Source organism: Aminobacter sp. 01T433, assembly GCF_056398585.1.
On record NZ_JBFTPR010000008.1, the window covers coordinates 69672 to 93689 of the forward strand.

21 protein-coding genes are annotated in these 24018 nt (G+C 61.7%); 9 read left to right on the forward strand and 12 right to left on the reverse strand.

All coding sequences use genetic code 11. From position 1 onward, the window contains the following. Positions 1–43: 43 nt before the first annotated feature. Positions 44–457 carry a c-type cytochrome gene (locus tag AC1DLV_RS15980; RefSeq protein ID WP_476800955.1) on the reverse strand — a complete coding sequence of 138 codons (414 nt, stop codon included), beginning with the start codon at positions 455–457 and terminating at the stop codon, positions 44–46. A 49-nt stretch (positions 458–506) separates the two neighbouring features. Then, positions 507–2081, reverse strand: coding sequence for a flavin monoamine oxidase family protein (locus AC1DLV_RS15985; protein WP_476800954.1), 1575 nt, complete (start codon positions 2079–2081; stop codon positions 507–509). A gap of 334 nt (positions 2082–2415) precedes the next feature. Between AC1DLV_RS15985 and AC1DLV_RS15990 the strand changes: the two genes are divergently transcribed. The 4 genes from AC1DLV_RS15990 to AC1DLV_RS16005 all read left to right on the forward strand — a co-directional run bounded on the left by AC1DLV_RS15990 (position 2416) and on the right by AC1DLV_RS16005 (position 7808). Next, positions 2416–2841: a L,D-transpeptidase gene (locus AC1DLV_RS15990; RefSeq protein ID WP_476800953.1), complete on the forward strand. Its 426-nt coding sequence runs from the start codon at positions 2416–2418 to the stop codon at positions 2839–2841. Positions 2842–3270: 429 nt separating this feature from the next. Further along, on the forward strand, positions 3271–6120 hold the full coding sequence (locus AC1DLV_RS15995; protein WP_476836186.1) for a molybdopterin oxidoreductase family protein: 2850 nt from the start codon (positions 3271–3273) through the stop codon (positions 6118–6120). Then, positions 6117–6884, forward strand: a complete 768-nt coding sequence (locus AC1DLV_RS16000) for a 4Fe-4S dicluster domain-containing protein (RefSeq protein ID WP_476800951.1) — start codon at positions 6117–6119, stop codon at positions 6882–6884. The genes AC1DLV_RS15995 and AC1DLV_RS16000 overlap by 4 nt, the downstream gene beginning before the upstream one ends. 3 nt (positions 6885–6887) lie before the next feature. Beyond that, positions 6888–7808 carry a dimethyl sulfoxide reductase anchor subunit family protein gene (locus AC1DLV_RS16005; protein ID WP_476800950.1) on the forward strand — a complete coding sequence of 307 codons (921 nt, stop codon included), beginning with the start codon at positions 6888–6890 and terminating at the stop codon, positions 7806–7808. 8 nt (positions 7809–7816) lie between these two features. Here AC1DLV_RS16005 and AC1DLV_RS16010 read toward each other — a convergent pair whose 3' ends face one another. The 6 genes from AC1DLV_RS16010 to AC1DLV_RS16035 all read right to left on the reverse strand — a co-directional run bounded on the left by AC1DLV_RS16010 (position 7817) and on the right by AC1DLV_RS16035 (position 13436). Further along, positions 7817–8773: a lipid A biosynthesis lauroyl acyltransferase gene (locus AC1DLV_RS16010; protein WP_476801041.1), complete on the reverse strand. Its 957-nt coding sequence runs from the start codon at positions 8771–8773 to the stop codon at positions 7817–7819. Positions 8774–8828: 55 nt separating this feature from the next. Beyond that, positions 8829–9857, reverse strand: a complete 1029-nt coding sequence (locus tag AC1DLV_RS16015) for a zinc-binding dehydrogenase (protein ID WP_476800949.1) — start codon at positions 9855–9857, stop codon at positions 8829–8831. Between the two features lie 94 nt (positions 9858–9951). Further along, on the reverse strand, positions 9952–11223 hold the full coding sequence (locus tag AC1DLV_RS16020) for a beta-ketoacyl-ACP synthase (RefSeq protein ID WP_476800948.1): 1272 nt from the start codon (positions 11221–11223) through the stop codon (positions 9952–9954). A gap of 18 nt (positions 11224–11241) precedes the next feature. Next, positions 11242–12429 carry a beta-ketoacyl-ACP synthase gene (locus tag AC1DLV_RS16025; RefSeq protein WP_476800947.1) on the reverse strand — a complete coding sequence of 396 codons (1188 nt, stop codon included), beginning with the start codon at positions 12427–12429 and terminating at the stop codon, positions 11242–11244. Between the two features lie 17 nt (positions 12430–12446). Continuing rightward, positions 12447–12755, reverse strand: a complete 309-nt coding sequence (locus AC1DLV_RS16030) for an acyl carrier protein (protein WP_476785040.1) — start codon at positions 12753–12755, stop codon at positions 12447–12449. A gap of 135 nt (positions 12756–12890) precedes the next feature. Next, a complete protein-coding gene (locus tag AC1DLV_RS16035) occupies positions 12891–13436 on the reverse strand; it encodes a histidine phosphatase family protein (protein WP_476800946.1) in 546 nt (181 codons plus the stop codon). A 170-nt stretch (positions 13437–13606) separates the two neighbouring features. Between AC1DLV_RS16035 and AC1DLV_RS16040 the strand changes: the two genes are divergently transcribed. The 4 genes from AC1DLV_RS16040 (at position 13607) to AC1DLV_RS16055 (ending at position 18100) form a co-directional block, all read left to right on the forward strand. Beyond that, positions 13607–14557 (forward strand): AEC family transporter, encoded by a 951-nt coding sequence (locus AC1DLV_RS16040; RefSeq protein ID WP_476800945.1) that lies wholly within the window; start codon positions 13607–13609, stop codon positions 14555–14557. 153 nt (positions 14558–14710) lie between these two features. Further along, entirely contained in the window at positions 14711–16168 is a 1458-nt protein-coding gene (locus AC1DLV_RS16045; protein ID WP_476800944.1) for an NAD-dependent succinate-semialdehyde dehydrogenase, read from the forward strand. Positions 16169–16446: 278 nt separating this feature from the next. Next, positions 16447–16887, forward strand: a complete 441-nt coding sequence (locus tag AC1DLV_RS16050; RefSeq protein WP_476800943.1) for a FixH family protein — start codon at positions 16447–16449, stop codon at positions 16885–16887. Between the two features lie 4 nt (positions 16888–16891). Then, positions 16892–18100 carry a cytochrome-c peroxidase gene (locus tag AC1DLV_RS16055; protein WP_476800942.1) on the forward strand — a complete coding sequence of 403 codons (1209 nt, stop codon included), beginning with the start codon at positions 16892–16894 and terminating at the stop codon, positions 18098–18100. Positions 18101–18106: 6 nt separating this feature from the next. Here the strand turns inward: AC1DLV_RS16055 and AC1DLV_RS16060 are convergent, their stop codons facing one another. Continuing rightward, positions 18107–18559 (reverse strand): Lrp/AsnC ligand binding domain-containing protein, encoded by a 453-nt coding sequence (locus AC1DLV_RS16060; protein ID WP_476784747.1) that lies wholly within the window; start codon positions 18557–18559, stop codon positions 18107–18109. A gap of 169 nt (positions 18560–18728) precedes the next feature. Between AC1DLV_RS16060 and putA the strand changes: the two genes are divergently transcribed. Continuing rightward, entirely contained in the window at positions 18729–22334 is a 3606-nt protein-coding gene (gene putA / locus AC1DLV_RS16065; protein ID WP_476800941.1) for a bifunctional proline dehydrogenase/L-glutamate gamma-semialdehyde dehydrogenase PutA, read from the forward strand. 32 nt (positions 22335–22366) lie between these two features. Here the strand turns inward: putA and AC1DLV_RS16070 are convergent, their stop codons facing one another. The 3 genes from AC1DLV_RS16070 to xth all read right to left on the reverse strand — a co-directional run bounded on the left by AC1DLV_RS16070 (position 22367) and on the right by xth (position 23936). Then, the gene (locus AC1DLV_RS16070) at positions 22367–22726 is read right to left on the reverse strand and encodes a bleomycin resistance protein (RefSeq protein ID WP_476800940.1); all 360 of its coding nucleotides are present in this window, start codon (positions 22724–22726) and stop codon (positions 22367–22369) included. A gap of 3 nt (positions 22727–22729) precedes the next feature. Continuing rightward, the gene (hmuQ, locus tag AC1DLV_RS16075) at positions 22730–23044 is read right to left on the reverse strand and encodes a heme-degrading protein HmuQ (RefSeq protein WP_476800939.1); all 315 of its coding nucleotides are present in this window, start codon (positions 23042–23044) and stop codon (positions 22730–22732) included. A 100-nt stretch (positions 23045–23144) separates the two neighbouring features. After that, complete coding sequence (xth, locus tag AC1DLV_RS16080) at positions 23145–23936, reverse strand: exodeoxyribonuclease III (RefSeq protein WP_476785609.1); 792 nt, start codon at positions 23934–23936, stop codon at positions 23145–23147. Positions 23937–24018 lie beyond the last annotated feature (82 nt).

Below are 24018 nucleotides of genomic sequence, written 5' to 3' on the forward strand. Positions count from 1 at the left end.
TTGAATTCGCACATCATCGCCATTCAACTTCGGCGGTGATGTGTCAGCGGGCGGCGGCGACCTCTTCGGCCGTCACGGTATCCTTGTATTCGTTGCCGAAATTGGTCCTGACATAATTGACCACCGCAGCGACCTGGTCGTCGCTCATCATGCTGCCGACGGGCGGCATGCCTTTTTGACCATGCACGATGACATAAATGGGATAACCGCCGGATTCCAGGTTCTCGTTCTTGGCCAGTGCCGGATACTTGCCGGCACCAACCGCGCCTTGCCCCTTGTCCATGTGACAGGCCTGGCAGACGTTGGCATAGAGTTCCTGGCCGGTTTTTTCCGTGAAGTTGTCGCCGGCGCTGAAGGTGACACCCGCCGAATCGGCAAGGGCCCCCGCAGCGGTGAAGGCGGTGAAGAAGGCGGTGGCGGCCAGAAGGCCGAGTGAGCGCTTGGATTGCTGGGTCATGTCGACATCCTTGCGAAAACGAGAGTTGAGGGATGAACGGACATAACCGTCATCCCGCCACGACGCGTTGATGCAGCCTGGTGATCGCATCGAGCGACGACAGGATCGCGCCCTCCATCCACGCCGGAATGTAGGAGGCGTGCTCGCCGGCAAGCACGATGCGTCCATCGATCTGGCAGAGATTGTCGTAATGCTCCTTGCGCGCCTCATCGGTCCAGTCGCCGGCGCAGCCGAGCGTGAAGGGCGAGCGGTGCCAGGCCATGGAGATGCCGTTTTCGAACTCATCCTTGTATTGCGGATGGATCTGCGAGCCATATTCGACGGCACGCTTGACGCGTTCCTCCGGCGCCATCGAAGTGAATTCGTAGGAGTGCGGACCGTTCCAGGTGTAGGCGCCGAGCAGCACCCCCTTGCCGTCAGTGTTGAAGCTGGTGCTCGGATATGAAATCTGGGCAATCGGCAGGTCGGTGTAGCTGACGCCGCCGAAGATCAGTTCGTCCTGTTCCCAGAAACGGCGCTTGAACTGAAGGCCGACCTTGACCGACGAGGCGTAGGGCACCGCTTCGATCGCCGCCTGCATCGGGGCGCCGACATTGATTTCGATCTGGCTGAGAATGGTGAGCGGAATGGTGCAGATGCACCAGTCGGCTTTCTCTTCCTTCATCGCGCCGGGTTTGGTTACGTCCTCGTAGGTGACGGTGACGCCCTTTTCGTCCTGATGGATCTTGGAGACCTTGGAGTTGTAGGTGATGAGGTCGCCGACTTCCTTGGTGAAGGCCTTGCCGATCATGTCGATGCCGCCGACCGGCTGGAACATGGTCGTCTGGAACTCGTAGAGAGCAAAGTTAGCGAGGCTGCCCCATAGGCGCGAGTTCAATATGTCAGTCAGGGCAATAGGATCGCTCGGAATTGGCGCCGCGCCCAGGCCGCCGCCGGGGTCCTTGGCAAAGCCGCGGAATTCGGAGGTCGCTATGCTCTTGGTGTAGGCGTAGTCCTTGTCGAGCGCGCCCCACGAGCGCAGTGCTTCGACCAGCATCTCTTGGTCTTCCTTGGTCACGCCGCCTTCGAGCTTACCGGTATGCGCGACCTTGGCGAGCAGTTCGGAGATATGGCCCTGGAAATCGATCTTGATGTCGCGGACGCGCTGCGGCTTGCCGCCGAACGCCTTGGAAGAATGCAGGAAGGCATTGTGATTGAGCTGCTGGAATGGCTCCAGTTTGACCCCAAGGCGCTTGCAATAGGCCAGAAGCCCGTTGTGGTGGTAGGGGATGCGCCAGGGGCCGGGATTGATGTAGAGGCCTTCGTCGAACTCGCATTTCTGCGTCGCGCCACCAAGCTCGGTATAGGTGTCGCCGCCGCGCAAGGTCCAGTTTCGCCCGCCTGAACGCTTGTTGTATTCGAGGATCTTTACCTTGTATCCGACTTGGCGAAGCTCAAGTGCTGCAGTCATGCCGGCCAGGCCCGCACCCAAAATCAACACGGTGGCGCCCTTCGGATCGCCCTCCAGCTTGACCGGTCCCTTGTAGCCTGACTCAACCGCGAGGCCGAGACTGGTCATTGCCTGATACATCGCCGCTGTGCCGGCCGTCAGGCCGATCAACGACAGCAGGTTCCGCCTGCTCATTCCGCTAAAATGTTGGGATTGTTGCATTTTTCAGATCCTCCGGGCAACGGTCCGCTGTGGCCGCACGTTATCCGACTGGAGCACCATGGAACCTGGCTCCAGCTGCACGGGCGAGCCTATGCCCAATACCTGTCGTGTCAACTGGGCCACAGTGGGCGATGCGGGAGGCTGGTTTAGGCCACCTGAAAGGCGGCAAACGGTGTTGTTTCCATCCTGGGTAGTGCCCGCCTGCTGCGGTTCGGCTTACACGTTCAATTTACTGGCGGCACAGCTTTTTCAGGGTCTCATCTTAGCTTGAGCGGCATAAAATGCCGGATCGCGGAGTGTAGGGAAAATGTCCAAAGCGCTCTTCGCCGCCGCCACCTTGGCCTTGGCTGCACTTGCCGAACCGGCATTCGCCGATGTTCTCGTCGCCAAGATCAATATCTCGACCCAGACAATGACCGTCAGCATGGATGGGCGGGTGCTTCACCAGTGGTCCGTGTCGACGGCGCGCAAGGGCTATGTCACCCCGCGCGGCAGTTGGCGACCCAAGCGCCTGAACCTCATGTGGTACTCAAGCAAGTATGAAAACTCGCCGATGCCCTATTCGGTTTTCTACAATGGCGGCTACGCCATCCACGGCACAGGTTTCGTGAGGCAACTTGGCCGCCCGGCATCGCATGGCTGCGTACGGCTTCAGGTCGCGAACGCCGCCGAATTCTACGCGCTCGTCAGGGAAGTTGGGCCAAGCAAGACGCGAATCGTGGTCACTAACTAGGCGGGCGTCTTTTGAGCTGCACGAGTGGCGGTCGCATTTTTGCATCCGGTTTAGGTGACGTAGCGGCAATTCTGTTGCGCAATTGTCTCACCTCTGCCGTGAAACGTGCTTCGCAAACAGCAATCGGGGCTGCAAATCATACCCCGCAACGAAAGCGGCTGCTAATATGCAGAGGCTTGTCGAAGGGAATTTCATGACGTTGGATTTGGTCGCCGCATTTGCTGCTGCCAGCTGGAGTTAAGTCGGGGTGACGGGCATCGGAAAGACCGGGGAGTGGGGATTCCCCGGTCTTTCTATTTTAGGCGGCACCTTAGCCGTCCGAACCAAGTTCTTTTCCCTGCATAGATAAATTTTGCCGTAGACTGCCATTTCAAGGCATTTCCTTTCAGGCGGTGCCTCGGTAGGACTCATCCTCAGGGAGTTCGCCGGATGAAGTCAGAACCACACGTAGCGCTTTCGGAACCCGTTTCCGACGAGGTCCGCAAGACCACCTGCTACATGTGCGCCTGTCGCTGCGGCATCGACGTCCACATCAAGGACGGCAAGATTCGCTACATCGAAGGTAATCGCGACCATCCGGTCAATCGCGGCGTTTTGTGCGCCAAGGGCTCGGCTGGCATCATGCAGCATTACGCCCCGGCTCGGCTGCGAGCGCCGCTGCTCAGGACCGGTCCGCGCGGTTCGGGCGAATTCAAGGAGATTTCCTGGGATGAGGCATTGTCGCTCGCGACCGGCTGGCTGGACGGGGTGCGGCACGAAGATCCGAAAAAACTTGCCTTCTTCACCGGGCGCGACCAGTCGCAATCGCTGACTGGCTTTTGGGCGCAGCAGTTCGGCACGCCGAACTATGCCGCGCATGGCGGCTTCTGCTCGGTCAACATGGCAGCGGCCGGCATCATGACCATCGGCGGGGCCTTCTGGGAGTTCGGTGCGCCCGACTGGGACCGGACAAAGCTGTTCGTCATGTTCGGCGTTGCCGAGGACCATGATTCCAACCCGATCAAGATCGGCATTTCGAAGCTCAAGAAGCGCGGCGCGCGCTTCGTTTCGGTCAATCCAGTGCGCACCGGCTATTCGTCCGTCGCCGACAACTGGATCGGCATCCGCCCCGGCACCGACGGCCTGTTGATCCTTGCGGTGGTGCGTGAATTGCTCAAGGCGCGGAAGATCGATGTCGACTATATCGTGCGCTATTCCAACGCGACCTGGCTGGTTGTCGATGCGCCTGGAACCGCCGAGCATGGGCTTTTCGTGCGCGACGATAATGGCAAGCCGCAGATCTTCGAAACCGTGACCGAGCATGTCGTGCCGCTCGGCACCAAAGGCGCGCGGGCGGCACTTTCGGGCCGCGTCGAGCTGCCCGATGGCCGCTTCGCCGTGCCGTCATTCCAGTTGCTCGCCGAAAAATATCTCGACCCGCAATATGCGCCGGAGGCGGTTGCCCAGGAGACCGGCGTGTCGGTCGAGACCATCCGTGGCCTGGCCGCCGAGATCGCGCGTGTCGCATTCGACGAGGCGATCAGCATCGACCAGCCATGGACCGACATGAACGGCGAGCGCCATGAGGCGTTTATCGGCCGGCCGGTGTCCTTCCATGCCATGCGCGGGCTTTCGGCCCACTCCAACGGATTCCAGACGGCACGCGCCTTGCACATGTTGCAGGTTCTGATCGGCGCGGTCGACTGTCCCGGCGCGTTTCGATTCGAGCCGCCTTATCCAAAGCCTATCGAGGCGCATCCGACGCCGCATGGCAAAGCCGAGCATTTTGGTTCCAACAAGCCGCTTTCGGGCCCGCATCTCGGCTTTCCCAGAGGACCGGAAGACCTGTTGATCGATGCCGAAGGTCGGCCGATGCGCATCGACAAGGCGTTCTCCTGGGATGCGCCGATCTCGGCCCATGGTTTGATGCACATGGTGATCGCCAATGCGCATGCCGGCGACCCGTACCCGATCGACCTGATGTTCCTCTACATGGCCAACATGGCCTGGAACTCGTCGATGAACACGGCGGGCGTCATCAAGATGCTGGAGGACAAGGACCCGGCCACCGGCGAATACCGCATCCCCAAGATCATCTACTCGGATGCCTATTCCTCCGAGATGGTCGCCTATGCCGACCTGGTGCTGCCCGACACGACCTATCTCGAGCGCCACGACTGCATCTCCTTGCTCGACCGGCCGATTTCCGAGCCCGACGCTGTGCAGGATGCCATTCGCTGGCCTGTGGTCGAACCCGACCGTGACGTGCGCGGCTTCCAGAGCGTGCTGATTGATCTCGGCGCGCGGCTCAAGCTGCCCGGTTTCGTCGATAGCCGCGGCCACGCGCTCTACAAGGACTATGCCGACTATATCGTACGCCACGAACGGCGTCCGGGCATCGGGCCGCTGGCTGGCTTCCGTGGCAGCAATGGCGACCGTACCGGGCGCGGGGCGATCAACCCCGACCAGCTCAAGCGATATATCGAGAACGGCTCGTTCTTTTCGGCGCACATTCCGCTCGAAGCGCAGTTCTTCAAGCACGCCAACAAGGCCTATCAGGATTTCGCGGTGCGTATGGGCTTCTTCGATGAGCCGAAGCCCGTGACCTTCCAGCTCTATCAGGAAACGCTACAGAAATTCCGGCTCTCGGCTGAAGGTTTGCGCGAGCCGGTGGCGCCCGAGACGCATCGCGAACGCATCCTCGCTACCTTCGACCCGTTGCCGATGTGGTATCGGCCGTTCGAGGAAGCAGCCGTCAGTCGCGAGGAATATCCCTATCACGCCATCACCCAGCGACCAGCAGCGATGTACCACTCCTGGGGCTCGATGAACGCCTGGCTGAGGCAGATCCATACCAAGAACCCGCTCTACGTGCCGGGTCCCATCTGCGACGAGATCGGGCTCGTCGATGGCGACTGGGTCTGGGTGATCTCGCATCATGGGCGCATCAAGGTCGAGATTGCGCGCATGGAGGCGGTCAATTCGAGCACGATCTGGACCTGGAACGCCATCGGCAAGCGCGAGGGCGCTTGGGCGCTCGACAAGGATGCGCCCGAAGCCAAAAAAGGCTTCCTGATGAATCACTTGATCCACGAACTTCTACCACCCAAGGGCGACGGGATGCGCTGGTCCAACTCCGATCCCATCACCGGCCAGGCTGCCTGGTATGATCTGCGTGTACGTATCGAAAAGGCCGAACCGGCTGAAGTCAGCGAGCCGCATTTTTCGGCCATCGCGCAGCCGGGTGAGGCGCGGCCGCATACGGAAGAACTGCGCTACGGCCAGGAGTGGGCGAAATGACCAGCCTGCCTTCCTTGCCGACACCAAAGAAGCTCGGGCTGGTGATCGACCTCGACGTTTGCGTCGGTTGCCATGCGTGCGTCATCAGCTGCAAGGAATGGAACACCGGCGGCTATGGGGCGGCGCTGTCGGATCGGGACCCTTATGGAGCTGATGTCTCCGGCACCTTCCTCAACCGTATCCACACCTTCGAGGTCGTTCCGGAAGGCGGACAGGTGATCGGCGAGGCGGGGGAGGCTCGCATCGTGCATTTCCCCAAGTCATGCCTGCATTGCGAGGATGCTCCTTGCGTCACTGTCTGCCCGACAGGTGCGTCCTACAAGCGCGCCGAAGACGGCATCGTGCTGGTCGACGAAAGCAAATGCATCGGATGCGGCTTGTGTGCCTGGTCGTGCGCTTACGGTGCGCGAGAGATGGACCTCGCGGCGGGGGTGATGAAGAAATGCACGCTGTGCGTCGACCGCGTCTACAACGAGACGCTGAAGGAAATCGACCGCGTGCCATCCTGCGTGCGCACATGCCCCGCCAATGCACGGCATTATGGCGACCTCGGCGATCCGAATTCGGATGTCTCGCGCATGGTGGCTGAGCGCGGCGGCTACGACCTGATGCCGGAGCAGGGCACGCGCCCGACCAACAAATATCTGCCGCCGCGTCCACGCAAGCCACTCGCCGCAAGCGCCGGCTCGGCAGTGCTTGCTGAAAACACTGACGGCGCCAAGGGCTTCTTCGCCTGGCTCGACGGCATGCTGGACAGAATCTGAAACATGCATCCTGCACCTTCCATCATTTTGTTCACCACGCTTTCCGGGCTCGGCTACGGGCTGGCAGCGATCCTCGGGCTTGGCCTGCTCGACGCCTCGACCTTGTCGGCAAAACTGGCGCATGTCGCTGCGCTGATGATGATCGCGGGCGGCCTGTTGTCGTCGACGTTGCATCTCGGCAACCCGCAGCGGGCCTGGCGGGCGCTGTCGCAATGGCGCTCGAGTTGGCTGTCACGCGAGGGCGTGATGGCGGTTCTGACTTTCGTGCCGCTGACGATTTCTGCGTGGTTCGCGGTGGTCGAGGGGCGCTACCTTCCGTTGGTCGGCCTGATAGGCACGGTCATGTGTGGCATCACGGTCTATTGCACCGCGATGATCTACGCTTCACTGCGTTCGATCCAGGCGTGGAACACCGGCCTTACGCCGCTGTGTTACCTGCTATTTGCGGCAGCTGGCGGGCTTCTGCTCGCAACTGTCGTTGCCGTCATCTCGGGGAGCGGGGCTGTGCTTTGCGCCATTTTGGCACTGATTTTTGTCGTGGCGGCCTGGATTGCCAAGCATAAATGGTGGAGCCGGCTGCGAAGGATGGTGCCGCTCTCGACCCCGGAGAGCGCCACGGGTCTCGGCAATATCGGCCATGTCAGGCTGTTCGAACGGCCGCACATCAACGACAACTACCTGACACGCGAAATGGGTTTTGTCGTCGCCCGCAAACATGCGCTCAAATTGACGAAGCTGGCGATTCTAGCGGGTGGTGTGGTGCCGGATGTGCTGTTGTTGGTGGCTATTTTTGCCGGTGGGGGCACGATCGCGGTGTTGGCTGCCGTGCTGGCGGTGTTGTTCTACGCGCTCGGCCTGGTTGTCGAGCGTTGGTTGTTCTTCGCTGAAGCCCGTCACGCGGTGATGAACTACTACGGTGGTTGAGGACAATCTCAGGAATCGGCGGTCAGCTTGCCGGCCGCGTTGACCTTGCGGCGCCTGCCATGGAACAGGTTCCAGCGTTTGTGGAACCACATCCACTGGCCCGGGTCCTCGCGAATCCAGCGCTCCACTGTGTCGTTGAGCATCTGCGTGGTTGCCTGAACATCGACCGTGCCGTCGGCACGGCGCGGAAGCGTCAGCTTTTCGTCCACGGTCAGCCGATAGCGGTTGCCGGGCAGCCTGACGCAGTGCGCGGGGTAGACGTCGCATTCATAGTGGCGCGCGAGCATGGCAAGGACCGGATTGGTCTCGCATTCGCGGCCAAAGAACGTCGTGCGCAGGCCGCGGTTGAACTTCTGGTCGACGAGCACGCCGACATTGCCGCCCCGGTCGAGAATGCCTGCCAGAGCAAAGGACGCGCCGCGCTGCGAAGCCAGAAGATCCCCCATGTTCGAGCTGCGCGTCGAGAAGATGTATTCGGCAAGGTAGGGGTTGTTCGGCGGACGAAACAGCGCTGTGATCTTCATGCCGAAGGTGGCGGCAGCGATCGGCAGCAGTTCGAAATTGCCAAGATGCGCGGTGAAGACGATGTGCGGCTTGTCCTCGCCCGCGATCTTCACGAAATGGTCGATACCAGACACCTCGATACGGCCGGGCGTGGTCGCATGCGGGTCGTAGTCGAATATCTGCTCGAGGAAGATATATTCGGCGCCGAGCCGGCCCATATTGCCCCACATGTCGAGGGCAATCGCTTCGATTTCGGCGTCGGTTTTCTCAGGATAGGCGTTACGCAGGTTGGTCAGCGCGACCCGGTGGCGGCCGAACCAGGGGCCGACAGTGCGAGCGGCGCGGTCAGCAAAGTTCAGCCCCTTGTCGACCGGCAGCAGGCGCAGCAGCTTGAGCGCCACCAGCGCCACCTGCGCGACCAGCCAGTAGTTGAGCATGCGCAGGCGCCCCATGATCTTCATGACCGTGGGGTTGGGGATCTTGCTGGCCTTCTTGCGGGGCAATTCGGGAAAATCCTCAGTCGATGCGGAGGATGATCTTGCCGAACACGTCGCGACCTTCCATCCGCTTCAGCGCGGTGCCGATGGAGGTAAAGTCGACCTCGGTGTCGATGATCGGCTTGACCAGTCCGGCAGCCATCTTCTGCATGGCGTCGGCCATGTTTTCCATGCGGCAGCCAAAGGAACCAAGCAGCTTGAGCTGTTGCTGGAACAGCATCATCAGGTTGATTTCCGTCGAAACGCCTGATGTCGAGCCGCAGGTGACGAGGCGGCCGCCACGCTTGAGGCTGAACATCGAACCTGCCCAGGTGTCCTTGCCGACATGCTCGAAAACCACGTCGACGCCCTTCTTCTTGGTCAGCTTGCGCACGACGCCTTCGAAACGATCCTCGCGGTAGTTGATGACATGGTCAGCGCCAAGGGCCTTGGCCTTTTCGATCTTGTCGTTGGAGCCGACTGTCGTGATGACGGTGCAGCCCATCTTCTTGGCGAGCTGGATTGCCGCCGAGCCGATGCCCGAACCGCCGGCATGGATGAGGATTGTCTCGCCCGGCTGAAGCTTGGCGTTGTCGAACAGCATATGCTCGACCGTACCGAAGGTGACGGGAGCAACCGCAGCGCCAATGGCGTCGACGCCGGGAGGTGCGGGAACAAGCAGGCGCGCCGGCAGGTTGATTTTTTCCTGGGCGAAGCCGTCGAGATGGAAGCCATGCACGCCAGAGACGTGTTCGCAGAGATTGTCGCGGCCTTCGCGGCAGGGACGGCAGAGCCCACAGGTGCGGGCGCCGTAGATCGAAACGAGCTGGCCGGGTGCGAGGCCAGTGACGCCGGGGCCGACTTCATCGACCTCGCCGGAGGCTTCGGCGCCGATGACCAAGGGCAGCTTGCGCTTGGCAAAGGCCATGCCGCGCCAGCCCCAGACGTCGATGTGGTTGAGCGCCACTGCCTTGATGCGGAGCGTGACTTCGCCAAGGCCCGGAGGCGGTGGTGGGGCGATATCCACCTGTTCGAGCCGGCGGTCCTCGACGAGCTGCAATGCGCGCATGATCTCGCTAAATCCTTGTCGCTAGAGCGCCGCGCGCCCCTTTCGACGCGCAAAAAGGACGCTGCAGCACCTTATTCGATGTTGAGACGGTCGCTTAGACCGGTTCCCGCGCCATGACAAGGCAGGTGTTCTGGCCGCCGAAGCCGAAGGAGTTGGAAAGCACGGTGCGAACCTCGGCCTTGCGCTTTACATTCGGCACCACGTCGAGCTCGATCGAAGGATCGGGATTGTCGTAGTTGATGGTCGGCGGAATGACGCCTTCACGCATGGTCATCAGCGAGAAAGCGGCCTCGATGGCGCCGGCTGCCGAAAGCGTATGGCCGATCATCGACTTGTTGGACGACACCGGAATCTTGCGGATGCGCTCGCCAAATACCGTCGACAATGACAGATGCTCCATCTTGTCGTTCTCAGGCGTCGAGGTGCCATGGGCGTTGACGTAATCGATCTCGTCTTCGGCAAGGCCTGCGTCGGCCAGGGCTGCCTTGACCGCGGCGATCGCCGGCGAGCCGTCGGGCTTGGAGCGGGTGCGGTGGAAATCGTCGGCCTTTTCGCCGCAGCCACGCAGGATGCCGAGCACTTCGGCACCGCGCGCTAGTGCGCTTTCCAGCGATTCGAGCACCAGTGCTGCCGAACCTTCGGCGAGCACGAAGCCGTCACGGTCCTTGGAGAAGGGCTTGGAGGCCTTTTCGGGCACTTCGTTATTGGTCGACAATGCAGACAGCAGCGAGAAGCGGATCAGCGCCTCGGCGGTTGCCGAGCCATCGGCTCCAACTGAAAGCGCACGGTCGCATTCGCCACGGCGAATGGCCTCGACGCCGAGCTGGATCGCGGTGGCGCCCGACGCACAGGCCGTCGACGTGGTGATCGGCAGGCCGCGCGTGCCGAAGCGGTCGGCAAGACGATCGGCGATCGAGCCGAACTGCGAAGTGTCGAACATGTCGAGCGAGTTCTGGCTGCGTGCGACTTTCAGCAGGCGCTCGGAGGCCGAGCCTTCATCGTCGCCAGCATAGAGCGCGAAGCGGTCGCGCCAGTCGAGCTCGACCGGCGGGGAGGCGAGAAATAGCGGACCATCGAAATCGTCGGAAGCAAATCCGGCTTCCTCGACAGCTTCGAGGGCTGCCGTCTCGGCCAATTCGTAAGTCAGCGCGCTGGCGCCCTTGGTGCTCGACGGAAGGAAGTCGACCATGCCCGAGATGCGGGTGTTGAGCAGATCGATGGGGAAGCGGGTGATGGGATGAATTCCCGACTTGCCTGCCGTCAGTGCTGCCCAATTGTCGGCCTTGCCGACGCCGAGCGAGGTGACGACGCCGATGCCGGTAACAGCAACGACGGGTCTGCCGAGATGATCCTTCAGATTGGCCATGTTTTGTCCTGACACCCTTCAGCGCGGCGCGGAAACGAGCGCCATGCCTTCGAATTGGTGATAGCCGACCGCCGTTGCGAGAACATTGCGTGGCTGGCCCGCAAATTCTCTTTCGCCTGCTTCAAATGCCGGGTAGCCGGCACCGCGCTCGACGGCCAGGGCGGCAAGCGCCACCGCGAACGGAAACTGCGCTTCCTTCATGTGCCCGGTCAGCGACGAAAGGGCGCGGGCCGCGATCGCCGGATTGGCGGCGAATGCAGCCTTTTCAGCAGCCGTTGCGGCATGGGCGCCCGAGGCACCCGAGACCGCCAGCAACTCGCCGTTGGGCAAATCGGTCCTGGCCAGCAATTCGGTGATGCCGGCTTCGAGCCCACCATTGCGGCGCTTGGCGCGACTGGAAAGCACCGGTCCGAGCGTGGCATAGATCTTCTGGCCACGGGCTTCGGCATGCTCGCGCGATTCGAGCACGAGGAACGCACCGCCTGAACCTGTGACGACACCGCCGCCTTCCGAGCCCTGGCGTTGCCAGACAGGCTTCCACGGTCCGCGATGCAGATAGCCGGCCAGTTCATAGCCAAGCAGCATATCGGAATGTTCAGTCTGGAAAGCACCGCCGACCAGCACATGCGTCGACTGTCCGGAGCGGATGCGGGCAGCTGCGGTCTCGATGGCGGAAACGCCCGCGCCTTCCTCGCCCATGAAGGTGCGCGAAGAGCCGGTGACCTTGTGGACGATCGAGATGTTGCCGGCGAGCAGGTTGGAAAGCTGCGCCAGAAACAGCGTTGGCCTCAGCTCGGTCGTCAGCTTCTCGTTGAGCAGCACATCGCGGTCGGTGCGGTTTTCAGATGCAGCCAGCACGCCGGCGTCGACCGCTTCGTCGCGCTCGCCGCCGCCGGCCGCCACCACCATGTCCATGGTCGCGCTGAGCTCGTCATTACCCTTGATGCCGGCATCGTCGAGCGCCATGCCCGCCGTATAGGTGCCCAGCCGCTGCCAGGTTTCCATCTGGCGCTGGTCGCCGCGCTTGGCGATCTGCAGGCCCCAGTCGATCTGGGGCAGGGGGTGGATGGCATAGGGCGTGAAGCGCTCGGCATCGATCACCGGAGTTGTACCCGGTGCGGTCAGCTTTTCCCAATGGGCAGCGCCGCCTTCTCCCAAGGAGGAGACGAGGCCGATGCCGGTGATGACGACGTCGCGATTGGCCATGGGCGGCTTCAGCGTGCTCAGGCGTTCTTCGCCGCGACGAGCGCGTCGATCTTGGCGCAGAGGTTCTTCATGACGAAATACTCGTCCGTCGAAGCCTTGCCGTCGTTGACTTCCTGCGTCCACTTCTCGAGCGGCACCTTGATGCCGAATTCCTTGTCGATGGCAAAGACGATGTCGAGGAAGTCGAGGCTGTCGATGCCCAGGTCGTCGATGGTGTGGCTCTCGGGCGTAATGGTGTCGATGTCGATCTCGCTGGTCTCGGCAATGATCTTGGCGACTTTCTCGAAGGTCGTGGACACGGTTTTTCCTTTGATGAGGGCGGTCATGAATCCAGGACAGATTCTACGCACATAGTTTTGAAGGGCTGTCTAATCGGTTTTTCCAGACAGGAAAAGGCCAAATCCTGCGCTCTCGCCGCGATGGCTGGCGTCGTACCTTGGGGAAGGCAAGGCAAGTGCATCCTAGAAGACGATACGGCCGAGCACATGCAGCCTTTCTCCTTGCAGGCCTACGATCAGCGCTTCGCCTTCGCGCGCCGAGGCTCCAGTCAGCGCCTGAATGTTTTCGAGGTGGGTCACGAGCACGATGTTATCGGAGCCGGAATAGTTGCGGATAATGTCCATGACGGCTGCGACATCAGCCTCGGCGGTGGCTTCCGTCGGCTTGTCGAGTGCGGCCATCGGCTCGACCTTCTGGTCGTCGAAGGCAAGGCGTGCCGTTTCGAGAGTTCGGCAGTAACGGCTTGCCAGGATGCGCTCGACGGGAGCCGCGCGCGCGTCGAACAGGGCGCCGATCTTGCGCGCCTGCTGGCGGCCGCGATCGGACAGATTGAGCTGGGTCGCGCATTTGTCGATGTCGAAGTTGGCCGGCTCGACTGTGCCGGTGGTCATGGCGTTGCGCAGCAGCACGACATGGCCGCCATTGCGCAGCAACGCCCAGCCGGCTTCCGTGGCATGCGCTGGCAGCGCACCGAACAACAGCATGATTGCAATGGTAATTCTGAGCATAAATGGTCCCGCACCGGCGATGCGGATATAGGGATGGCAAAGTCGATTGAAAGGCAAGGCGACGGCAAATGATGTTCGCCGGCGTCTGATCCGGCCGCATCCTGGGTTGATCGTGGTTGCCCGTGGGGCAATGCTCCAAGAAGCTGATTCTCCATTTCGCCAGAGCGCTGATGTCACCACTCGTTGAAACTGTGCTCTTCGTCTTCGGTCTTGTGGCTTTGGGGTATCTGTCGGGCGTTACCGGATATTTGCGCACCCAGACTGGCGACGCACTTTCCGAATTCGCCATCGGCGTGGCGTTGCCGCTGCTTTTGTTCCGCACGATGATCGGCGCAGATTTCCACGGATCGGCGCCTTGGGCGCTTTGGGCCACCTATTTCGCTGCCGTGATCGTGGCCTGGACTGCCGGCCACTTGGTGATGACGCGTTTGTTCAAGCGCGACGGACAAGTGGGAGTTGTCGGCGGTGTGTCCTCGGCCTTCTCCAATCTCGTACTGCTCGGCATTCCCTTCATGCTCGGCGTCTTTGGGCAGGAAGGTTTCGAGATTCTGTCCCTCATCATCTCGGTGCACCTGCCGACCATGATGATGGCCTCGATCATCCTGTTTCAGCTGTTTGGCCCGCGTCGCAGCGAACCGGTGCATCCAATTGAGATCATTCGTGATTTCCTGCGCAAGATCCTGACCAACCCGCTGATCATTGGCATTGTGGCCGGGCTGGCATGGCGCGCGACGGGAGTGCCGCTGCCGGAACTCGCGAACCGCTTTGTTGACGCGCTCGCCAACATCGCCGGACCGGTGGCGTTGTTTGCGATGGGGCTCGGGCTCAGGAAATTCGGCATATCCGGCAACATCAGGCCGGCATTGGCGCTGTCGGTCCTTAAGTTGATGCTGATGCCTGCCGTGGCGTTGCTGTTTGCCTGGCTTTTTGGCCTACCGCCGCTGTCTGCCAAGGTCGCGGTGGCGGCAGCCAGTCTTCCATCGGGCGTCAATTCCTATCTGATCGCCATCCAGTTCGGTACCGGCCAAGCGCTGGCCTCCAACCAGATGACGATTGCCACCATTGGTGCCGTGGTCACGACCGCCTTCTGGCTGATGGTTGCCACCATGGTATTTGGTTGAAACTGGACCAACGCATCTATGCCATAATGTGGTTGATCGCTGACCCAGCGGCACGTTACTAATTTTACCTTGCGTTGGGCGTTCTGCCGATGTCCTTCGACGATTTTCACGATCAGCCCGCGTCCCCACAGACGCCATACAGGAGGTGAAGCCATGCTTCAGAAAACCAGCCATTTCATGCGGCAGGCCAATCTCATCAACGGCGAGTGGGTGCAGGCCGATTCCGGCAAGACCATCGATGTGATCAATCCGGCGACGGGGCTCAAGATCGGCACGGTGCCTCGCTCCGGAGCGGCAGAGACCCGCCGCGCCATCGAGGCGGCGAACGAGGCCTTCAAGACCTATCGCAAGACCTCGGCACTCGAACGCTCGAAGCTGCTGCGCAAGCTGCACGACGCCATCATGGACAACCAGGATGCGCTGGCCGAATTGCTGACCATCGAACAGGGCAAGTCGCTCACTGAATCCAAGGGCGAGATTGGCTCGTCGGCTGCCTATGTGCTGTGGTTCGCCGAGGAGGCCCGCCGCACCTATGGCGACGTCGTGCCGTCGCCCTGGGCCGACCGCCGCATCCTCGTCACCAAGGAGCCCGTCGGTGTCATCGCTGCGATCACGCCGTGGAACTTCCCGTCCTCGATGCTGTCGCGCAAGCTTGGGCCGGCACTGGCTGCCGGTTGCACGGCCGTCGTCAAGCCGGCATCGCAGACGCCGTATTCGGGCCTTGCCTGGGGGGCTTTGTGCGAGGAAGTCGGCTTCCCCAAGGGGGTGGTCAACGTCTTGACCGGCTCGGCCGGCGAGATCGGCGACGAGATTTGCGCCAATCCGCTGGTCAAGAAGATCACCTTCACCGGTTCGACCGAGGTCGGAAAGCTGCTGATCGAGAAATCGGCATCGACGGTCAAGAAGGTGTCGATGGAACTCGGCGGCAACGCGCCGTTCATCGTTTTTGACGACGCGGATCTCGACCGCGCGGTCGAAGGCTCGATCACCGCAAAGTACCGGAACTCCGGCCAGACCTGCGTCTGCACCAACCGCTTCTTCGTGCAGGCGGGCATCTACGACAGGTTTGTCGAGAAATTCGCCACTGCCTCAAACAAGCTCAAGGTCGGTTCCGGCCTCGATGAAGGTGTGCAGCAGGGCCCGCTGATCGACGAAAAGGCTGTCGAAAAGGTCGAGGAATTCATCTCCGATGCCACCGCCAAGGGCGGCAAGGTCGTTGCCGGCGGCAAGCGCCACGCGCTCGGCGGCTCGTTCTTCCAGCCGACGGTGATCGCCAACGCCACGCCGGAAATGAAGTTCATGAAGGAAGAAATCTTCGGGCCTGTCGCGCCTGTCTTTCGCTTCGAGAACGAAGAGGAGGCAATCTCACTCGCCAACAACACCGAGTTCGGCCTCGCTTCCTACTTCTACACCGGCAATCTCGGCCGTGCCTTCCGGGTCATGGAAGGGCTGAAATATGGCATGGTCGGCGTCAATGAGGGTCTGATCACCACCCCTGAAGCGCCGTTCGGCGGCGTCAAGGAATCCGGCCTCGGCCGCGAAGGCGGGCACCAGGGCATCGAAGACTACCTCGACACCAAATATGTTTGCATCGGCGGGCTAGGGCTCTAAGCCCGAATTGATCTTGACCAATTGACGACGCGCGGCGTCTTTGACGTCGCGCGTATTCTTTGCAAGGTTCTTCACAAGACGAGTCCGAAAAGCCAGGCAAGTCGCTGTTTCAATAGCATTTTGAATTCTGAACGCTGCGCCGCCGGGCTGCCGCTTCCAGAATGGCTTTCCGCAGCTGGCTGCGCCATGTTGCCCGTCAATGATTCAGGTTGGGATTCAGGCTGGCCGGGAAGGCGGCGCTGGCCGCATTCGTTGTCAGCAGGATCGAGGAGTGCGAATTGACATCGACATGGCGTTTGATCGTTGGGGGAATCGGCCTCGTCGCGCTCGTGGTGGGCGTCTTGGCTGCCGTCTATCTGACGGCACCTGCAGCACCCGGACCAGACCTTACACGCGCAAAGACCTCCGCCAAGGGCCTGTTCTCGGTGGCGATCGCGCCCGAGGTGGGCGAAATCAAGCAAGGCGAACTGCATTCGTGGCTGGTGACCCTCACGACGCGGAAGGGCGTTCCGGTCGAGGACGCCAAGATCATCATTGGCGGCGGCATGCCTGAGCACGCGCACGGCTTGCCCACCAGCCCCGAGGCGACCGCGTATCTAGGTGATGGCCGCTACCGCATCGAAGGCGTAAAATTCTCGATGAGTGGCTGGTGGCAGTTGAAGTTCGGCATTTCGTCCCCGGTTGGGTCTGACCAGGCCACCTTCAATCTGGTGCTGTGAGGTCATGAAACGCCGCCTGATCATATGTGCTGCAATCGCCGTGTCGCTTGCGGCCATGGTGGCAGGCTGCAGCCAGCAGGAATTTACCGAGGCGGAAAAGCGCACCATCGCCTCGATGTCGCTTTCAACACTCGCGCCACTGCCGCCTGATCCGACCAATCGATTTGCTGACGATCCAGGCGCTGCGGCGCTTGGGGCCACCTTGTTCTTCGATACCGGCATGAGCCGCGACGGCAATGTTGCCTGCGGCACCTGCCACAAGATCGACCGGCAGTTCCAGGATGATCTTCCGCGCGGCGTGGGCGTGGCTGAGACCAACCGGCGCACCATGCCGCTTGCAGGCGTGGCGCGCGATCCGTTCTTCTTCTGGGACGGGCGGCGCGACAGCCTGTGGGCGCAGGCGCTGACACCACTTGAGAACCCGCTCGAACATGCAGGCAATCGCGCGGCTTACGTGCACTATCTCAAGCGCCGCTTCGGCGACCGCTACGAGCGCATTTTCCGGCCGCTGCCAGACCTTTCGGCTGTGCCGCAGAATGCGGGACCGTTCGGCACGCCGGCCGAGCAGGCGGCTTGGGCGGCGATGACCGAGCAACAACGCCAAGGTGTCGACCTTGTCTTTTCCGATATCGGCAAGGCGATCGCGGCCTTCGAACGCTCGATTACCCATGGCCAAACGCGTTTCGACCGTTTCGCGGATGCCATCGCCAAAGGCAGCATACCGGCGGGCGACAATGCCCTGTCGGACGAGGAACAGGCAGGCCTCAGGCTTTTCATCGGCCGGGCGAATTGTTCGACCTGCCACACCGGGCCGCGCTTTACCGACAATCACTTCCACAACACCGGCGTGCCACCAGTTCCCGGGCTTCCTGCGGATCGCGGACGAATTGCCGTGGTGAACGAGGTGCTTGGCGACCCGTTCAACTGTTTCGGCAAGTTCCGCGATGGTGGAGATGAGGCCTGTGGCGAGCTCAAATTCATGCAAAAGAGCGCCCCGGAACTGGTTCGCGCCTACAAGACGCCGTCTCTGCGTGGGGTAACCGATCGCGCGCCCTATATGCATGCGGGGCAGTTCACGACGCTGGACCAGGTCCTCGATCACTACACCAAGGCGCCGGCAAGCGTCGAAGGCACCTCCGAAATCCATCCTGTGGCTTTGTCGGATCGCGAACGCGCGGAGCTGATCGCGTTCCTGAAGACGCTTTCTGATTAGATAGGCTCAACGGTCCTTGACCGTCTCCATCGCCACGAATGTCGACGTCTGGGCGACATGGGGCAGGGCGGAGATACGCTCGCCGAGCACGCGCCTATAGGCGGCGATGTCCTTCGTTCGCACCTTGAGCAGATAGTCGAAACTCGCCGCCATCATGTGGCACTGCTCGATTTCGCGCACGGCGTGGACCGCGCGGTTGAAATCGTCGAGGGCGGCTGATCGCGTGTCTGAGAGCTTGACCTGGACAAAGGCGACATGGCCTTCGCCCATACGCTCACTGTCAATGATTGCCTGATAGCCCCTGATGTAGCCATCCTTTTCCAGTCGCTTGACGCGCGCCTGCACCGGGGTCTTGGAAAGTCCGACTTTTGTGGCAAGCTCGGCCATCGACAGGCGTCCGTCGCGTGAAAGGGCGAACATGATGTTTCGGTCGATGCGGTCCAGTTGGTCTTCAGGCATGAAAATGGCAGCTCAGTTGGCGATTTCAGCTCGCCAATCGTAGACGCTTTGGACTGGAAAGTCGAATTCTTTGGACCGACCAGATTTGAGGCGATGTGCTAGTTTTGGACAAAGGCTCGGCAGCGAGTTTCCCGCCGGGCGCAGCCTCAATTTGCTCGACAGGAACGCCATGCCAGCGCTTGACCCGATCCGCCAGGAAATCCGCGCCAACTACCTCCCAGATGAAGCTGAAGCCTTGAAGAGGCTGTCAGCGATAGCCGCACTTTCCGTCGAAGATCGCAAGGCGATTTCCGCCCGCGCCGCCGATCTGGTGCGCGCCGTGCGCGGCTCGACCGACCCACGGCTGATGGAGGTCTTCCTCTCGGCCTATGGGCTGTCGACCAAGGAAGGTGTCGCGCTGATGTGCCTGGCCGAGGCGCTGCTGCGCGTGCCTGACACCGAAACGATGGACGACCTGATCCGCGACAAGATCGCTCCGCACGACTGGTCATCGCATTCGGGTGGTTCGAGCTCGATCTTCGTCAATGCCTCGACCTGGGCGCTGATGCTGACCGGTCGCGTGCTTGACGAGGGCGAGGGCTCGATCGAGCGCACGCTTCGCTCGATGGTTCGTCGCTTGGGCGAGCCAGTCATCCGCAAGGCGGTCGCTGCAGCGATGCGAGAAATGGGCGAGCAGTTCGTGCTCGGCCGCACGATCACCGAAGCCGTCAAGCGCGGCCGCTCGATGATCCAGAAGGGCTATCTCTATTCCTTCGACATGCTGGGCGAGGCCGCCCGCACCGAAACCGATGCGCTGCGCTACCACCGCGCATACGCCGAGGCGATTTCCTCGCTCGACAACGGCACCAATGGTCCCGATATCCGCTACAACCATGGCATTTCGGTCAAGCTGTCTGCGTTGCACCCGCGCTATGAAGTCTCGCACAAGGACGACATGCTGCCCGTGATGGCCGAGCGCCTGCTGTCGCTGTGCCTGGCCGCCAAGCACGCCCGCATGGGCCTCAACATCGATGCCGAAGAGGCCGATCGTCTCGATCTGTCGCTCGATGTGATCGAACGCGTGCTCGCGCATCCGGACCTTGAGGGATGGAACGGCTTTGGCGTGGTCGTTCAGGCCTATGGCCCGCGCACGGCCTTTGTCATCGACTGGCTTTATGCGGTCGCCAACAAGCTTGACCGCAACATCATGGTGCGGCTGGTCAAGGGCGCTTATTGGGACACCGAGATCAAGCGCGCGCAGATGCTCGGCCTGCCGGGCTACCCCGTGTTCACACGCAAGGCCAATACCGACGTCTCCTACATGGCTTGCGCCCGCAAGCTTTTGTCGATGACCGACCGGATCTATCCGCAGTTCGCCACGCACAACGCGCATACTGTGGCGGCCATCCTGTCGATGGCCAAGGACCGCACCTCGTTTGAGTTCCAGCGCCTGCACGGCATGGGTGAAGCGCTGCATGAGACCGTTCGCAAGGCCGAAGGCACGCGCTGCCGCATCTACGCACCGGTCGGCGCTCACTCCGACCTGCTCGCTTATCTGGTGCGCCGCCTGCTGGAAAACGGCGCCAATTCGTCCTTCGTGCACCAGCTGACCGACGAGGATGTTGCACCGGAAGCTATTGCCCGCGACCCGCTCGAGACGGTGGAGACGCAGGGCCCGGCCTCCAATCCGGCGATCCCGGCACCTGCCGCGATTTTCGGCGTCGGCCGCAAGAACGCAAAAGGCTGGGATATCACCGACCCGGTGACGCTTGCCGCACTCGACAAGGCCAGGGCTGAATTCAAGGGCCCGGACAGGTGGACGGCAAAGCCGATCACCCGCGCCGCCGGCTACGGCGCGTCGCGTCAGGTGATCAACCCGGCAAAGCCGCAGGACGTCGTCGGCACGGTAACCGAAGCAGCCGCGAAGCAGGTGCCGACAGCCGTTCGTTTCGCCATCGAGGCGCAGCCGGCCTGGGCGGCCAAGCCCGTCGCCGAACGCGCCGCCATCCTGCGCCGCACCGCCGATCTCTATGAAGCAAACGCCGCCGAGTTCTTCGCTCTTGCGACCCGCGAAGCGGGAAAATCGCTGGCCGATGGCGTAGCCGAAGTGCGCGAAGCAGTCGATTTCCTTCGCTACTACGCGGCCGAGGCTGACAAGGCGGAAGCAGGCACTGCGGCACGCGGCGCCATTGTGTGCATCTCGCCGTGGAATTTCCCGCTCGCCATCTTCACCGGCCAGATTGCAGCCGCTCTCGTTACCGGCAATTCTGTGATCGCCAAGCCGGCCGAGCAGACCCCGCTGATCGCTGCGCGTGCGGTTGCCCTGATGCGCGAAGCCGGCGTGCCGGAAGACGTGATCCAGCTTTTGCCCGGCGACGGCCCGACAGTCGGCGCGCCCCTGACGGCTGATCCGCGCATCGCCGGCGTCTGCTTCACCGGCTCGACCGAAGTCGCCAAGCTGATCGAAAAGCAGCTTGCCGAGACGGCCGCGCCCGACGCGATGCTGATTGCCGAGACCGGCGGCCTCAACGCCATGATCGTCGATTCCACCGCACTGCCCGAGCAGGCGATCCGCGACGTTCTGGCCTCGTCGTTCCAGAGTGCTGGCCAGCGCTGCTCGGCGCTGCGCGTGCTCTACGTCCAGACCGACGTCGAAAAGAAGATGGTCGAGATGCTGAAGGGCGCGATGGAGGCGCTCAACATCGGCGACCCGTGGCAGCTGTCGACCGATGTCGGCCCCGTCATCGACGAAGAGGCGCAGAACTCGATCCGCGACTATTGCGCAAAGATGGAGGCCAAGGGCAAGCTGATTGCCAAGCTCGACGCGCCCAGCGATGGCCGCTTCGTTGCGCCGCACGTCTTCCAGGTCAAAGGCATCGAGGAGATGGAGCGCGAGGTCTTTGGCCCCGTGCTGCATGTCGCAACCTTTGAGGCTGACCAGCTCGACGAGGTTATTGCTGCGATCAACCGCAAGGGCTACGGCCTGACCTTCGGCCTGCACACCCGCATCGAAGGCCGTGTCCAGCACATCATGGACGGCATCCACGCCGGCAACATCTACGTCAATCGCAACCAGATCGGCGCTGTTGTCGGTTCGCAGCCATTCGGCGGCGAAGGGTTGTCGGGGACTGGGCCCAAGGCTGGCGGACCGCACTATCTGCGCCGCTTCCGCAAGGCACCCGAAGCAGGCACTGTGCTGCCGGAAGGCCACAAGGTCACCGCGACCGAACTGGTCGACAACCTTGTCGATGCCGGCGAGTGGGCGACACGGCCGGACCGCATCGCCATCCTGCGCAAGCATCTGCGTGGCAAGGGTGCCGAGGCGATTGCGGCAGCGGCAAGCATCGATTTCGGCCAGATCGACCTGCCCGGACCGACTGGTGAGGCGAACACGCTGTCGCTCAATCCGCGCGGTCGCGTGCTTTGCCTCGGGCCGGATGCAGAGACGCTTCTGGCCCAGGCGATCCAGGCACTTGCCGCTGGCAATGCGGTTCTCGCCGTAGCACCTGGTGCTCCGGCTGCGGTCCACGCGCTGCTCGGCAAGGGCCTGCCGATCTCTGCCATCGATGGCCGCCCCGATCCGGTCGAGGCGCGTTCGCTGGCCGTAGATGTCGTGGCTTATTCGGGAACCGAAGAGAGCATGCGCATCGTCCGCAAGGTGGTTGCCGAGCGCAAGGGCCCGATCGTGCCGCTGATCAGCGAGGTGATCTACCCCGCCGCCTATGCCCATGAACGGGCTGTCTGCGTGGACACCACTGCCGCTGGTGGCAACGCCAGCCTGCTGGCATCAGCGTAAAATCAAAAGGGGCAGGCCAAGGCCTGCCCCATCTATATTTCTTCCGGCGCGCAGCCGAAGCGTAGCAAGTTTCCATGCGGATCGTGAATGTAGAATTCCTTCATGTTCCACGGCCGAACGGTGAACGGACTCAATTTCTCGACGCCACGAGCTGAATACTCTGCGTGCAGCGCCGGTACCTCGCCGCCTCTGATGTAACAGGACGACACCTCAGGCAGCTTGCGGTCGTCCGATTTCCAGAAGTGGATTTCGATCTCGCCCCGCCGCACGATCAGGTAGTCGTCCATTTCCGGGCCGATAATTTCGAAGCCAAGCTTATCGCGATAGAAATCTCGACTCTCGGTGATGTCGGGCGAGGGCAGCACTGGGATACTGCGGGCGAAATCGATCACTGGTCAGGCGCCTTCGACGACCGAAAAGCCTTCGAATTGCGGGTGGCCGACATAAGAGGCCTTGGAAGAGCCGGCATTCTTGTGCGCTGCGCGGAAGTTTTCCGACCTGGTCCAGGCACTGAAATCGTCATTGCTCTCCCAGGTCGTGTGGGAGGCGTAGAGCGTATAGCCTTCGGCTTCGTTGACCGGACCGCGCAACAGATAGAACTCGCGAAAACCCTTCATCTCATGGAGGGTCGAATCGCGGTTCTTCCAGATGTCTTCGAAGGCGGTTTCAGTCCCGTTCTGGACCTTGAAGCGGTTCATTGCGATGTACATGGCATCTTCTCGCAGGATGTGTTTTCGTCAAACTTGAACGGTCTAGCCGCGTCAGATTGCGATTGATCCGCCAAAACCTTGAGGTTTCGGCGAAGCTTCGTCAGGCCGCTTCGAGATTGAGGTCGATGGCCACGGGGACATGGTCGGAGGGCTTTTCCCAGCCACGCACATGCTTTTCGATCGACGCCGAGGCGAATCGGTTCGCGGCTTCGGGCGACAGCAGCAGATGGTCGATGCGAATGCCGTTGTTCTTCTGCCAGGCGCCGGCCTGGTAATCCCAGAACGTGTAGACGTCGGGCTGGTCGGTGACCGAGCGCACTGCTTCGGTGAAGCCGAGATTCACGAGCCGCCGGAATGCTTGGCGCGTCTCGGGCTGGTACAGCGCATCGCCGAGCCATACCTCGATGTTGCGAGCGTCGATCGCCTCGGGGATGACATTATAGTCGCCTGCGAGCACGAGTGCTTCTTCCAGCGCCAACCGTTCCGCCGCCCAGCGTTCCAGTCGCGCCATCCATGACAGCTTGTAGGGGAATTTTTCGGTGCCGACGGGATTGCCGTTGGGCAGATAGAGCGAAACGACGCGCAGCGCGCCCTTGTCGGTCGAAAAGACACCCTCGATGAAGCGGGCCTGTTCGTCGGAATCATCGCCTGGCAGACCGCGATTGACCTCGTCGAAGCGCAGCTTGGAAAGTATAGCGACGCCGTTGAAACCCTTTTGGCCATGTGTTTCGACGTTGTAGCCAAGCGCTTCGATCTCAAGGCGCGGGAATTGATCGTCGACCGTCTTTATTTCTTGCAGGCAAACGATGTCGGGCGCGCTCTCCTTGAGCCAATGCACCAGATTTTCGATGCGGGCTCTGACGCCGTTGATATTCCAGGTCACGATCTTCATGAATTTCACGCGATTATTTCAAATAAATATTGATAGCCTGCGAGGCCGTTCCAGACGATCCTGCACCATCCCTTGGGAGAAG

Excerpts from the sequence above, each read along its gene's own strand:
- AC1DLV_RS15980 (WP_476800955.1), bottom strand. The coding sequence starts at position 457 with ATGACCCAGCAATCCAAGCGCTCACTCGGCCTTCTGGCCGCCACCGCC.
- AC1DLV_RS15985 (WP_476800954.1), bottom strand. The coding sequence starts at position 2,081 with ATGAGCAGGCGGAACCTGCTGTCGTTGATCGGCCTGACGGCCGGCACA.
- AC1DLV_RS15990 (WP_476800953.1), top strand. The coding sequence starts at position 2,416 with ATGTCCAAAGCGCTCTTCGCCGCCGCCACCTTGGCCTTGGCTGCACTT.
- AC1DLV_RS15995 (WP_476836186.1), top strand. The coding sequence starts at position 3,271 with ATGAAGTCAGAACCACACGTAGCGCTTTCGGAACCCGTTTCCGACGAG.
- AC1DLV_RS16000 (WP_476800951.1), top strand. The coding sequence starts at position 6,117 with ATGACCAGCCTGCCTTCCTTGCCGACACCAAAGAAGCTCGGGCTGGTG.
- AC1DLV_RS16005 (WP_476800950.1), top strand. The coding sequence starts at position 6,888 with ATGCATCCTGCACCTTCCATCATTTTGTTCACCACGCTTTCCGGGCTC.
- AC1DLV_RS16010 (WP_476801041.1), bottom strand. The coding sequence starts at position 8,773 with ATGAAGATCATGGGGCGCCTGCGCATGCTCAACTACTGGCTGGTCGCG.
- AC1DLV_RS16015 (WP_476800949.1), bottom strand. The coding sequence starts at position 9,857 with ATGCGCGCATTGCAGCTCGTCGAGGACCGCCGGCTCGAACAGGTGGAT.
- AC1DLV_RS16020 (WP_476800948.1), bottom strand. The coding sequence starts at position 11,223 with ATGGCCAATCTGAAGGATCATCTCGGCAGACCCGTCGTTGCTGTTACC.
- AC1DLV_RS16025 (WP_476800947.1), bottom strand. The coding sequence starts at position 12,429 with ATGGCCAATCGCGACGTCGTCATCACCGGCATCGGCCTCGTCTCCTCC.
- AC1DLV_RS16030 (WP_476785040.1), bottom strand. The coding sequence starts at position 12,755 with ATGACCGCCCTCATCAAAGGAAAAACCGTGTCCACGACCTTCGAGAAA.
- AC1DLV_RS16035 (WP_476800946.1), bottom strand. The coding sequence starts at position 13,436 with ATGCTCAGAATTACCATTGCAATCATGCTGTTGTTCGGTGCGCTGCCA.
- AC1DLV_RS16040 (WP_476800945.1), top strand. The coding sequence starts at position 13,607 with ATGTCACCACTCGTTGAAACTGTGCTCTTCGTCTTCGGTCTTGTGGCT.
- AC1DLV_RS16045 (WP_476800944.1), top strand. The coding sequence starts at position 14,711 with ATGCTTCAGAAAACCAGCCATTTCATGCGGCAGGCCAATCTCATCAAC.
- AC1DLV_RS16055 (WP_476800942.1), top strand. The coding sequence starts at position 16,892 with ATGAAACGCCGCCTGATCATATGTGCTGCAATCGCCGTGTCGCTTGCG.
- AC1DLV_RS16060 (WP_476784747.1), bottom strand. The coding sequence starts at position 18,559 with ATGCCTGAAGACCAACTGGACCGCATCGACCGAAACATCATGTTCGCC.
- putA (WP_476800941.1), top strand. The coding sequence starts at position 18,729 with ATGCCAGCGCTTGACCCGATCCGCCAGGAAATCCGCGCCAACTACCTC.
- hmuQ (WP_476800939.1), bottom strand. The coding sequence starts at position 23,044 with ATGTACATCGCAATGAACCGCTTCAAGGTCCAGAACGGGACTGAAACC.
- xth (WP_476785609.1), bottom strand. The coding sequence starts at position 23,936 with ATGAAGATCGTGACCTGGAATATCAACGGCGTCAGAGCCCGCATCGAA.